General features: G+C 46.6%; 10 protein-coding genes and 1 pseudogene. 5 read left to right on the top strand and 6 right to left on the bottom strand.

Going from position 1 to position 12,543, the window contains the following annotated elements; all coding sequences use genetic code 11:
- Nucleotides 1-21: 21 nt before the first annotated feature.
- Entirely contained in the window at nucleotides 22-591 is a 570-nt protein-coding gene (locus D1151_RS08570; RefSeq protein WP_160201641.1) for a stage II sporulation protein R, read from the top strand.
- A 104-nt stretch (nucleotides 592-695) separates the two neighbouring features.
- Nucleotides 696-1,883 carry an amidohydrolase family protein gene (locus tag D1151_RS08565; RefSeq protein ID WP_160201642.1) on the top strand — a complete coding sequence of 396 codons (1,188 nt, stop codon included), beginning with the start codon at nucleotides 696-698 and terminating at the stop codon, nucleotides 1,881-1,883.
- Nucleotides 1,884-1,939: 56 nt separating this feature from the next.
- On the opposite strand, the gene proC is transcribed toward D1151_RS08565, so the two are convergent.
- The 6 genes and pseudogenes from proC to vanR form a co-directional block, all read right to left on the bottom strand.
- Nucleotides 1,940-2,734 carry a pyrroline-5-carboxylate reductase gene (proC, locus tag D1151_RS08560; protein ID WP_161908611.1) on the bottom strand — a complete coding sequence of 265 codons (795 nt, stop codon included), beginning with the start codon at nucleotides 2,732-2,734 and terminating at the stop codon, nucleotides 1,940-1,942.
- Between the two features lie 494 nt (nucleotides 2,735-3,228).
- Nucleotides 3,229-3,954: a M15 family metallopeptidase gene (locus tag D1151_RS08555; RefSeq protein ID WP_160201644.1), complete on the bottom strand. Its 726-nt coding sequence runs from the start codon at nucleotides 3,952-3,954 to the stop codon at nucleotides 3,229-3,231.
- Between the two features lie 18 nt (nucleotides 3,955-3,972).
- Nucleotides 3,973-5,022, bottom strand: coding sequence for a D-alanine--D-serine ligase VanG (gene vanG / locus D1151_RS08550; protein WP_161908610.1), 1,050 nt, complete (start codon nucleotides 5,020-5,022; stop codon nucleotides 3,973-3,975).
- Between the two features lie 3 nt (nucleotides 5,023-5,025).
- Nucleotides 5,026-5,847, bottom strand: coding sequence for a glycopeptide resistance accessory protein VanW (gene vanW / locus D1151_RS08545; RefSeq protein ID WP_161908609.1), 822 nt, complete (start codon nucleotides 5,845-5,847; stop codon nucleotides 5,026-5,028).
- Between the two features lie 137 nt (nucleotides 5,848-5,984).
- A pseudogene (locus D1151_RS08540) lies at nucleotides 5,985-6,761 on the bottom strand (sensor histidine kinase); the annotation flags it as partial.
- A 307-nt stretch (nucleotides 6,762-7,068) separates the two neighbouring features.
- Nucleotides 7,069-7,767, bottom strand: coding sequence for a VanR-ABDEGLN family response regulator transcription factor (gene vanR / locus D1151_RS08535; protein WP_161908608.1), 699 nt, complete (start codon nucleotides 7,765-7,767; stop codon nucleotides 7,069-7,071).
- A 567-nt stretch (nucleotides 7,768-8,334) separates the two neighbouring features.
- Between vanR and D1151_RS08530 the strand changes: the two genes are divergently transcribed.
- The 3 genes from D1151_RS08530 to D1151_RS08520 are packed head-to-tail and all read left to right on the top strand — an operon-like array spanning nucleotide 8,335 to nucleotide 12,535.
- Entirely contained in the window at nucleotides 8,335-11,103 is a 2,769-nt protein-coding gene (locus D1151_RS08530; protein WP_161908607.1) for an FAD-dependent oxidoreductase, read from the top strand.
- Nucleotide 11,104: 1 nt separating this feature from the next.
- Entirely contained in the window at nucleotides 11,105-11,449 is a 345-nt protein-coding gene (locus tag D1151_RS08525; protein ID WP_160201649.1) for a hydrogenase maturation nickel metallochaperone HypA, read from the top strand.
- Nucleotides 11,450-11,485: 36 nt separating this feature from the next.
- A complete protein-coding gene (locus D1151_RS08520; RefSeq protein WP_160201650.1) occupies nucleotides 11,486-12,535 on the top strand; it encodes a DUF5692 family protein in 1,050 nt (349 codons plus the stop codon).
- The last annotated feature ends 8 nt before the right edge of the window (nucleotides 12,536-12,543 follow it).

The following is a 12,543-nucleotide window of genomic DNA, read 5'->3' as shown; positions in this document are numbered from 1 at the left end:
GATAGAACGGAGGTAAATAGGATGGAAAGAATGAAATCAATACTGAATTTAAGGTTGACACGACTGCAGCAGGAGATTTTGCTTTTGCTGGCGCTGCTTTTAATCTGTACTGGGGTGGGGATTTACTACATAAATCATACGCCCAATGAACACCCGGGGATGATTCGCCTTCACGTGGTAGCCAATAGCGATTCAAAAGCGGATCAGGCGCTGAAGCTAAAAGTAAGAAATGAAATCCTGAAATTTATGGACGGTCAGGAGACTCTTGATGACGCCAGAGCGTATCTGAATGCAAATCTGGATACCATTGAAGAGATTGCTGAGGAGGTTATTGCAGCAAATGGGTTTGATTACCCTGCACGCGCAAACTTAAAAGTAACTTTTATTCCAGAAAAAAGCTATGAGGATTTGACTTTGCCTGCAGGAAATTATGAAGCACTGAAGGTAACTCTTGGCAGAGGAGACGGTCAGAACTGGTGGTGTGTGATCTTTCCGCAGCTATGTCTGGTTGGTGAGGAAAATGGGACTGAAAAGCTAGTTCTGAAATCAAAAGTAAAAGAGATTATGAAAGCTACTGAAACCGAAAGGTGAGGTAGCTTTTGCTTTAACGGAGAAGAGGATAGAATGCTGATAGACTTGTTTCCGTTTTTGTGCTAAAATAAAATCAGTATAGGAGATATCGGAGGTACGAACTTATGTTAGTATTAAAAAATGCGCGTCTGATTCCTGAACTGACAGAGGGGTATGACGACAAATGTGCAGACGTTGTCATTGACGGCACTGAAATTTTAGACATCAAGCCGGCAGGCAGCGTCAGTGCAGCAGAGGACAAAGTCATTGACCTGAAAGGAAAGACTCTGATGCCTGGTCTCATTGAAGGACATCTGCACCTTGACCTTTGCGGGAAGAATACTTTTGAAGAAAACGTAGAACCGGATTCTTACCGCGTTATGCGCTGTTTGCAGCTGGCACAGGACAACTTAAGAAAAGGGTACACCACAGTGCGCGATGTAGGCGATAGAAATAATATTACAATCGGTCTTGCAAGAGCTGTAAACGAAGGCATGGTGGTAGGTCCGGATATTTTGACCAGCGGTGTGATAATTTCCCCAACAGAAAGAGGCAATGAATTTTTCGGCACCATGTATGCCGAATGTGATTCTCCTGCGGAATTTACAAAGGCAGTTCGCCGCCAGTATCAGCTTGGCGCTGACTGGATTAAGATTATGGGTACCGGGGCAGTAATGAATCCGGGAGGGGAACCTGGCATGCCGATTATTTACGAGGAAGAACTTGCAGCAGCCTGCAGAGCAGCTGACTATGTGGGTCTTCCTGTTGCAGTACACTGTCACGGAACTGAAGCCATCAAGATGTGCATTCGCTGTGGCGTAAGAACTGTAGAACATTCCTCTATCATGGACGATGAATGTATCGAAATGTACACGAAGACTAATCGCTCTTTCCCGATGCCGACCTTGTCACCGATGGTAAACTTCCTGGAGTTTCCGGAAGGAAAGCCAAAGCACTACGTCGAGAAAGCTGAAAGATTGCTCGAAACCCTGCTGCATGGTGCCAACGCATATAAGAAGAATAACATTAAGATCGGCTGGGCGACTGATGCAGGTGTTTATACAGGCAGCCACGGCAATGGTCTTTATGAGTTCCGCGTCAGAGTCAATATGGCAGGTTTTACACCGCTTGAGACCTTGATTCAGGCGACTAAGAATAACGCTGAGATTTTGATGATTGACGATAAAGTCGGCACAATTAAGTGCGGAAAGCGTGCAAATCTGGTTGTCTTCGATGGAAATCCTGATGAGGATATCGAAGTCCTCGATAAAGTGTCAATGGTAATCAAGGCAGGAGAAATTGTAAATTTATAAAGCAAAGAAAAAGGCGGTTTCAAAGTAAAACGAAACCGCCTGCTTTTTTTGAAGTGTTATAAAGTTTCGATTGCGTCTACCGCGTCAATAACTGCGCTGCGAAGTCCCCTGCGCTCCAAAGCAGTAACGCCGACGATGGTGGTGCCACCCGGAGAGCAAACGCCGTCTTTCAGTACGCCAGGGTGCATGCTGGAGGAAACCAGCATTTTTCCGGTTCCGACAATCATCTGACTTGCCAGCTGATAAGCAAGATCGCGGGACAGTCCATGAAGCACACCTGCGTCCCCAAGAGCCTCAACAAACAAGGCGGTTAGCGCAGGGCCACAGCCCGCAATGGTACCTGCAATACTGAACTGAGATGGCGCAACGGATTTTACCAGACTGATGGTTTCTAAAAGTGTCTTGACAAAAGCAAATTCATCTTCGGTTAAAGTGTGGGCATTTTCTGCGATAAAAATGCCTTCGCCGGTGGAAACCGGTGTATTTGGAATGGTACTCAGATGATGAGTACCCGGCAGAAATTTTTCATAATCTTCACTGAGCATACCTGCGGCAACTGAAATCAGAATTTTGCCCTGCAGCTTTTTGCAAATGGGAGCAGTGACTGGTTCAACCATATTTGGCTTTACTGCAATAAAAATGATATCACTTTTTTCAGCTACTTCCTCTGCACTGTGGCAAGGGGAAATGCCTCTTTTTCTAGCGTTGCAGCACAGCTTTTCGTAGCTGCCGCCGCAGGCACAAATCTGGTCTGGCCGCAGCGCTCCTTTATATAAAAATCCGTCGGTGATGGCTTGCGCCATATTCCCAAAACCGATAAAACCTAAGTTGATTTTGTTCTGTGTTAGCATACTCTATTGTCTCCTTTGTCAAATCAAGCCATGATGGGAAACATCTGCAGTGTTGAGCCAGTCAATCAGGGTTTGCTTATTTGTATTGTCGATTATTTTCAGGTCATTATCTTTCATAAAGTCTACCATCTTTGGATAACGGGCTACAGAATCATTATACTTCCCTTGTGTTAGATAATACTTTATCATAGAACCAGAGAAAAAACAAGCTTTGCGGCAGAATGGAAGCTCATGTGTGTAGTGCATAAATTTAGAAAAAACCCTGAAAATATGCACAGCATCTTGAAAAAATGTGCATATTTTTAGAGCTTTTTCGCAAAATATGTAGATTTAGTCTGAAAAAGGCAGTTAAATCGAAGAGAAAAGTCGATTATAACTGCCTTTTCTGCATATAATTAGAGATTTCCTGGAAAATATGCACGACATTGTGCATATTTGTGGCATTCTCATGAAAAATATGCACATCGCACCGAAGCCGCCAATCGAAAGGGCGCCTACTCCCATACAGTCATGATACAACCATCCACATTGTTTCCAGAAATTTCGGTAATGATGCCGGCGGTCTCATGGCTAGCCTCGTTTGTCTCACTAAAGAAAACTGATATTTCTTTGTCTCCGCGTCGCAGAAGCATAGGATGACAATAAGTGAATCGGTGCAGATAATCGATATATTCTTCCAGACAGAAATTCATTTCCTCCATGATTTCTGAGTGAGGATATCCCACGTAGCGGAAATGCCAAGGCTCGCAGGCAATACCGGTGATATGCTCTTTTTCGGCGGTGTACCGCTGGATAAAGCCGTATCGGCTGGCAGCCTTGCGGAATTCAGCGCAGATTCCGATGTCAGGAAAATCCGGACAAATAAAATCAATTTTCGGCGCTTTTTTTGCGAGGTCGATGGCAAGACCGCTCTGGTGCTCACTGCAGCCCGGCTTTGCTACGTACTTTGCGGTGAAGGCAGCGCCGTTTTCTGCAAGGGAATCTTGGTAAATCTGCATTTGCTCAGAATAGGGTCTGTAGCCGCTGACCGGGACGATTTCATCACCTGCGCCGATTGCCCGAAGCAGCTGTAAAAGGCAGGCAGCAGCGCGGCGCTCCATGGTAACGGCAGGATAATTTTCCAGAATTGGAACGCAGCAGGGCTGCGCGCTTTGCTGCAGCGGGTGGTCGTGATTGACTAAAATCAGGTTGCCGCCAAAGGCTTGCATTCTTTCTGTCATAATAAACACCTCCTGCTTTTACACCTGCAGCGCCAGTGAAATCAGCTGCTGCACGATATCGGTATAGGAAAGCCCCACGCCTTTTAGCATATTTGGATAGCGACTCATTGCGGTGAAGCCGGGAATGGTGTTAACTTCATTGAATACAATTTCACCCTCCGGTGTGAGGAACATATCCACTCTGGCAAAGCCGCTGCAGCCTAAAGCTCTGTAGACGGCAGCGGCAGCCTCCTGAATTCGCAGTTCTGTAGCAGAATCAATGCGAGCAGGCATATAGATAGTGGAAGTTTGCTGGGTGTATTTTTCGGTGTAATCAAAGAATCCGCCGGAAAGTTCAATTTCATCGACCCGCCCTAAGGTCAGGTGGGAATCGCCCAGCACCGCGCAGCCTACTTCAAAACCATCGATATTTTCTTCGATGATGATTTCACTGTCATAGGAAAATGCCAGTTCCGCAGCGTCAGCCAGAGCGGACGGCGATTCGACCTTGGTGATACCGAAGGAAGAACCGGCACGCAGCGGTTTTACGAAGAGGGGATAGGTTAGAGTCGAAACGGCTGCGGCAAGTTCTGCTGTAGATGGTTTTTCGTAGAAATAGGCGGCCTTTGGAACTTTTACGCCGGCAGCCTCAGCAAGCAGATGGGCACGGTGTTTATCCATGCAGAGCGCAGAGGACATGATATCGCAGCCAACTACAGGAATCCCGGCGAGCTGCGCTAGACCCTGCACGCTGCCGTCTTCTCCGTTACGACCATGAAGTACAGGAAACACTGCGTCAAGATAAATCGTAGAAATGCCATCTTTGTCCACTTCGCAAAGACCGTGGACTTTCCGGTCCGGTGAAATAAAAGCGCTTCGGCACTGGCTTTCGTGTTCATACCAGGTATCGTTCAAAATGGCTTCGTATTCCCCAAGATAGCGAAGCCATTTGCCGTCCTTTGTGATTCCCACGGCGATGACCTGATACTGATTGATATTGATGTGATTCAAAACAGCATAAGCGGATTTCAGCGATACTGGATACTCCGGAGAACAGCCTCCGAATAAAACTGCAATATTCTTTTTCATATATTAAACCCCTTCCTTGATTTCGATGTGCTGCGGCAGCGGATAGCCGATGACGCAGTGATTATGGTAAAGAATTTCCTCTGACTCGCACCCCGTAAAGCAGCTGCGTTTTTTTCTCGCTACATCCGCTTCCTGATAGAGAACACCGCCTTTTCGGATATAGTCGCAGGAAGTGTTGTAGACCTTGTAGTCGTAGCACTTTTCACTTTCGCTTCGCACTGCGCCTATGATGTCGTCACCTTCAAAGGTAACGGAGATTTGAAAAGCATGGCAGGTATCATTTTTTACCTTTAAGTCCAGCCAGCCTTCGGCGATGGTAGCGTCGATTCCGGCAAGTTCATTTGGATCAGCCGGTGGAATGGACTCGGTGCCGTGGCCGTGCCGCTCCGTTACGGTCAGAGGCGTGTGAAGAAAGACCCAATAGAGCAGGTTGCTCAGCTGACAAAGACCGCCGCCGTACTCACCGGTGGTTTTTCCGTTGGACAGGCTGAGACCCTCCAGATAAGGCTCGTCTTTGTCGGCATCTTTGATAGCGTAGCAGAGGGAAAAGCATTCTCCTGGCTTAATGACAATACCGTCTACCTTGGCTGCAGCTAACTTCAGGTTGTGCACCTTATTGTATTGGTACTGAATGTCGTAGCCGCTGTGCGTGTTGATCATCATTGCACGGCTTTTAAAAATTTCATAGGGCAGCTGCTTTTTCTGCTGCGTTCTTGTATAGATATTTCTTGATAGACGCATTCCCGTGTAAAAAAACAGCTTTCGCTGATACTGACGCAAGGGCAGCAGCCACGGAAAAGCTTCTGTCAGTCGTTTTCTTGCCATGGTAACCTCCTCATAAAAACTCATGAAAAAACCACAATCCTTTGTTACGATTCAATCATAACAGGATTGTGGTTTTGAATCTTATAGACCTTCTGATGAGTGACTAACCATTTTTAAACGATTTTCTTACAAATTTCTCACAGGGGTAGGGCTACCTCAAAGCGAATGATATCGTTTTCGCTGAACGCGGTGATGGTGCCGCCGTGAAGCTCTACGATTTCTTTTGCGATAGCAAGACCCAGACCGGCGCCGCCGCTTCTTGTTGAACGAGAGGTATCCAGCCGGTAGAACTGCTCGAAAAGTCGCGTCAGCTTTTCTTCGGAAATCGTGTCGCCATAATTCTCAAAGGTGAGAAGCACATGGGGAGCCGGTAGTTTTTCTACCTTTGCAGTAATGCGGATTGGGCTGTTCTCAAAGCTGTAGTTGACTGCGTTTCTTAGCAGATTATCGAAAACCCGCTGCAGCTTGTCAGGGTCGCAGCGAAGCATGATACTGTCTTCTGACTGCAGCTGCGTTGTCAGATGTTTGGCATCCAGCATAGGCTGAAACTCATAAATCAACTGATTCAGCATGAGGGACAGGTTAATCTGTCTTTTTTCTAAAGAGATATGAGACAGATTAAATCTGGTAATATCAAAAAATTCGTTAATTAAGTCGTCCAGTCGTTCCGCTTTATTCAGTGCGATATCCATGTAGCGCTCTCTCATTTCCTCGGAAATCTGCGGCTCATCTCGAAGCAGGGTTAGGTAGCCGATGACAGATGTAATGGGTGTCTTCAAATCGTGAGCCAGATAGGTGACCAGATCGTTCTTTCTCTGCTCGGCCTCTCTGGCGGCTCGCTGATTGTTCATGGAAGAGAGTTTCAGTTGGTTCAGCTGACCTTCAAGTTCGGAAAGCTGGGGTGAAAGCTCCACCAGACTATCGTCCTGCCGGTTGACCGTCTCAGCTGCATCGACCAGTTCCTGAAAAAATCGGAAAGGCTTAAACCAGTAGTGGAAGAATATCACGACAAGCCCAATGCCATAGTAGGCAAACGCAACGAGAAGCAGATGCTGCTGCAGGTTCATAGCCAGTCTGTAAAGAGGCTCATCTCCCTGCCATGTAAACATAGCAAAGGCAAAGGTGGACAGAATGTAAATGCCGATTCCGCTGAAAAGCAGAAGGATTGCGGCAGCAATCATTTTTGCAAACAAGGTCCATGCCAGTTTGCGGCTCAGTGAATTAGTTTTCAATTTTGTACCCCACTCCCCACACTGTCTTGATGAATTTCGGATGCTTTGCAGGTTCCTTTAGTTTTTCCCGCAGGCGTCCGATGTGTGCCATCACAGTGTTATTGCTGTTGTCCAGATATTTTTCTCCCCAGACCTTTTCAAAAAGCTCCTCGGAGGAGACCACTTTGCCCTTTTGCTCGCAGAGATACCATAAAATGGAGAACTCCAGCGGCGTCAGACTGACCTCCTTGCCGTAAAGGGTACAGGTGTGAGTATCTTTGCTGATGACAAGCCCTCTAATGTCGTGCATGTTGGCAGCAGGTTGGCTGACAGCCTGATTATAGCTTGTGTATCTGCGCAGCTGCGTCTTAACACGCGCTGCCACCTCCAGCGGATTAAAAGGTTTGGTAATGTAATCGTCAGCGCCTAGAGTTAGTCCCATGATTTTGTCCATATCCTCTACCTTTGCAGTCAGCATGATAACTGGAAAAAAGTGGTTTTCACGAATTGTCTGCAGGATTTTAAAGCCGTCAATATCCGGCAGCATAACGTCCAGAACAGCCATATCAAGGGGCTGTGAGGCGATACAGGAAAGAGCGTCCTGTCCATTGTAAAATTTATGTACATTGTAGCCGTCGCTTTTCAGATAGAGTTCGATTAAGTCGGCAATCTCCTTTTCGTCGTCTACAACGAGAATGTGTTCGTTCATAGCAATCTCTCCTTTTCCCATTTTGTAAGTCTTGTTTTCACTTTACCATATTGGGGGAAAATTGGCAAGACACAGACTGCTTGCAGGCACGGCAAACCCATGAAACACATCATTAGTACTTTTAAGAGTATTTGGCAAAAAAGGTACTAAAATATCCAAAACGTTTTATCCATTATATGGAAAACAAGGAATAAACTTTTGTATAATGGAAGACTTGTATGAAAATAGACCCTTAGAAAACAAAAAAGAACGAAGAATTTCATTTCTATTTCGTAAAACCTTTTAGTTAGTATAAAGTAACTCCTAATTTTTGATACCTTTTTTGTAAAAATACGGATTAGGTACTAAACTTTAATGTTCGCAACTTTTCATGGGTTTGTCGTGTGCTCGCAGGTAGTGGTTCGACCAGATGCCAATCTGAAAAAATCGACTAGAATAGCGTAATTTCTTGACAAATTCGACATATAAATTTATAATGTTAAACAAATAACGAAATCTGGTATGACCAGATGAGGTTGAACGAAAAACAAGTTTGCGCAGGGAGAAAGAACAGAAAGGAGATTTCCTATGGCAGATCATTTGGCGGGATATGTACCGGAGTACATAGAGAACGAAGTTGAGCGGGAGCCAATTGTTAAGCTGGCGAAAATGATTACAGATCGTGTTCCTCAGAAATTGGGCATCAAGAAGATTACAAAATACGACCCGGAATATTGGGGACTGGCGGCGATGTGCACCGACGAAATGGCAGAGGTAGCGCTGAAAATGGGCGTGCGAAAGCCGAAAACGCTGGATCAGATGGTGGAACTTACCAAAATGGATAGAGACCATTTGGAAGAATTGCTGGAGCAGATGGCTGTAAACGGAGTGCTGGAATATAACTGGGAAAATCCGGAGCATGTGAAGCAGTATGTGCTGCCGATGTTCGTGCCGGGCAATGCAGAGTTCAGCAATATGAACCTTCAGATGCTGCAGGCACATCCAGAGGTCGGAAGATTTTTTGAGAGAATGAGCAGGCTGCCTTTGGAGAAGATTACACCTATGGTGCCGCCGGGAGGAGCAGGCATCGGCATGCATGTCATTCCTGTAGAAAAAGCCATCGAGATGGAGAATGAATCTATATCTTTAGAGCATATTTCCTATTGGCTGGATAAGTATGAAGGTAAATATGCGGCAAGCCCTTGTTCCTGCAGATATTCCAGACAGACCTATGACGAAGGCTGTGCTGATGATCCGGAAGGTTGGTGCGTGGCCATGGGAGATATGGCTGATTATGTAGTAGAAACCAACAAAGGCGGCAGATATGTAACCAAAGAAGAGGCGCTGGATATCTTCAGACAGGCTGAAGAAAACGGCTTTGTCCATCAGATTACTAATATTGATGGTGAAGACAAAATTTTTGCAATCTGTAACTGCAATGTTAACGTTTGCTATGCCCTTAGGACGTCGCAGCTGTTCAATACACCGAATATGTCGGCTTCTGCATACCGCGCTCGTGTCAAAACAGACAACTGCGTGGCCTGTGGCAGATGTGTGGAGTATTGCCCGGCGGGTGCTGTAAAGCTGGGGCAGAAGCTTTGTCAGAAAGACGGAAGCAAAGTGGAATATCCAAAGATTCCGCTTCCAAGCCAGCAGCCTTGGGGACCGCACATGTGGGACGAAGATTACAGGGACAACAACAGAATCAACTGCTACGATACGGGAACAGCACCTTGCAAGACGGCTTGTCCTGCACATATCGCAGTGCAGGGATATTTGAAAATGGCGGCGCAGGGCAGATACACCGAAGCATTAGCGCTGATTAAGAAAGAAAATCCTCTTCCAGCTATTTGCGGTCGTATTTGCAACAGGCGGTGTGAAGATGCCTGTACCAGAGGCAGCATTGATGAGGCGATTGCTATCGATGAAGTAAAGAGATTCATTGCAGAGCAAGACCTGAGAGCAGAGACCAGGTTTATTCCGAAGAAAGTAGTGCCTGCCCTGAAAGGCTTTTTCCCGGAAAAAATCGCCATCATCGGCGGAGGTCCGGCAGGTCTTTCCTGTGCGTTTTATCTGGCAGAAAAAGGTTATGCACCGACCATCTTTGAAAAGAATCCAAAGACCGGCGGCATGCTGGTATACGGAATTCCTTCGTTTAAGCTGGAGAAAGACGTGGTTCAGGCGGAAATTGATATTATCGAGGCTATGGGCGTTGAAATTCGTACCGGTGTGGAGGTAGGAAGAGATATCACCATAGAAGATTTGAGAAAAGAAGGCTATAAGGCATTCTATATTGCAATAGGCTGTCAGGGCGGCAGGCTGGCAGGTGTGCCCGGAGAGGATGCAGAGGGCGTTATGACTGCGGTAGATTTGCTGCGAATCGTCAGTGAGGATTCGTCCTATAACGTTGACGGCAAAGCGGTAGTCATCGGCGGCGGCAATGTTGCCATCGACGCAGCAAGAACCGCCGGCAGATGCGGCGCATCAGAAGTTTCCATGTACTGTCTGGAAAGTCGGGATATCATGCCGGCGTCAGAAGAGGAAATCGCAGAAGCAGAGGAAGAAGATGTAACGATTAGCTGCGGATGGGGTCCGAAGGAGATTCTCACAGAAAATGGAAAGGTCACCGGCATTGTCCTGAAAAAGTGCCTGTCTGTCTTTGATGAGGAAAAACGTTTTGCGCCGGTTTACGATGAAAATGAAACCATCACAGTGCCGTGCAGCCGGATTTTCATGAGTATCGGTCAGAGTATTCAGTGGGGCGACCTGCTGAAAGACAGCAAAGTGGAACTGGGAAGAGGGCAGGCGGCTGTGGCAGACAGCCTGACCTATCAGACTGCAGAGCCGGATATCTTTGTAGGAGGAGACGTTTATACCGGACCGAAATTTGCCATTGACGCTATCGCAGCCGGAAAGGAAGGCGCTATCTCTATTCATCGTTTCGTACAGCCTCATTCCAGCATGACCATTGGCAGAAATCGCCGCCAGTTCATAGAGCTGGATAAGGAAAATATTTACATAGAAAGCTACGACAATTCCAGTCGTCAGGTTCCCGGCAGAGATTCTGTAGTGAATCACAAGAGGTCTTTCCGCGACCCTTCTCTGCCGCTGACAGAAGAACAGGTGAAAGTCGAGACGGCGAGATGTTTAGGCTGTGGCGCATCTGTCGTGGATGAGAATAAGTGTATTGGCTGCGGCGTTTGTACAACCAAATGCGAATTTGATGCAATCCATCTGTACCGTGACTTCCCAGAGGCCAGCAAAATGGTGCCAAGCGAAGACAAGTTGAAATACATTTTGCCATATGGTGCAAAGCAGGCGATTAAAGTGAAGTTCTCAAAAAAGGGGAAGAAGTAAAATGCACGAGCTTGGGATTGTATTTCACATCATCAAAGGCGTGGAGAAAACAGCAGAAGAAAACGGACTGACGAAGGTTGCTTCTGTTACGGTGGAGCTGGGGGAGGTATCTTCGGTGATACCTCACTATCTGACCGACTGCTGGAGATGGGCGGCAGACAAAAATGACCTGACTCGGGAAGCGGAGCTTTTGATTGAGGAGATTCCTGCGGTGACCTACTGCGAAAACTGTGAGAAAACCTATGGCACAGTGGAGTACGGGAAAATTTGTCCCCATTGCGGCAGCGAGAAAACCTGGCTGCTGCAGGGAAATCAAGTCATGATTAAAGAGATAGAAGGCTGTTAGGCTAATTTAAGAAAGAAGAAAAGGAGTTGATTGTTTATGTTATTTCATGTTTATGGAGCAGGCGCGGCAGCGAAATGGATTGCAATGCTTGCGGTTCTTGTTGGACTGATTTTGCTCAATGAATTTGCCAGAAGAACCAAGACTGGAGGTCTTCTGATGTTCGGCGTATTACCAGCAGCGCTGACGGTATACTTTGTAGTTATCGCTGTAGCAGCGGGTTCAGGTGCTGAGTGGGCGCTGAATAACCAGACTTATCTGTATATGAACGGCTGGTTCCACTACGCGAAGTTATACGCATCTTTGGCAGGCTGTATCGGATTTATGATGATTAAATATGAATGGGGAATTGGTAAAAAGCACTGGTTCAAGGCTTTTCCATTTGCCATCGTAGCCATCAATATTCTGATCGCCGTGGCCAGCGATTTTGAGTCCGCTATCAACGGATGGGGCTCCTGGTGGTTGTCTTCTGAGGGCGTATGGCTTTATGGAGGCTGGCACAATGTGATGAACGGTATTGCAGGTATTCTGAACATCTTCTGTATGACCGGCTGGTGGGCAGTTTATTCTTCCAAAGATGGAAAGGATATGATTTGGCCTGATATGATTTGGGTGTATATCATCGTGTACGATATCTGGAATTTTGCTTATACCTACAACTGTTTGCCGACCCATTCCTGGTTCTGCGGCGTGGCACTGCTGCTGGCACCGACCATCGCAGCGCTTCTGTGGAACAAAGGCGGCTGGATTATGAACCGTGCAAATACTCTCTGTATTTGGTGCATGTTTGCACAGGTATTCCCATTGTTCCAGGAGACTTTTGCAGACGGAAGCAGCAGATTTGCGTGGGCGACCATCTCAACCCAGTATGCTGACGGAACGATGAACGGTATCATGGCAGGAAATGCAGTCAATGCAGACCCGACAGCAATGACCGTTGTCAGTGCGCTGGCATTGATTACCAATATTATTGCACTGCTTTACATCGTGAGAAAATCCATGAGGACAAAGACCAATCCGTATAAGGGCGAAGTCTTCACTGACTTTAAATATTACAAGGATGCGGCTGCAAGAGCTGTGATCAAATAGGTGAAAAT

This window comes from Emergencia sp. 1XD21-10 (genome assembly GCF_009936045.1).
Taxonomy (GTDB): domain Bacteria; phylum Bacillota; class Clostridia; order Peptostreptococcales; family Anaerovoracaceae; genus Senimuribacter; species Senimuribacter intestinalis.
The sequence above is the reverse complement of the archived record's forward strand: the minus strand, read 5'-3'. Positions and strand labels throughout refer to the sequence as shown.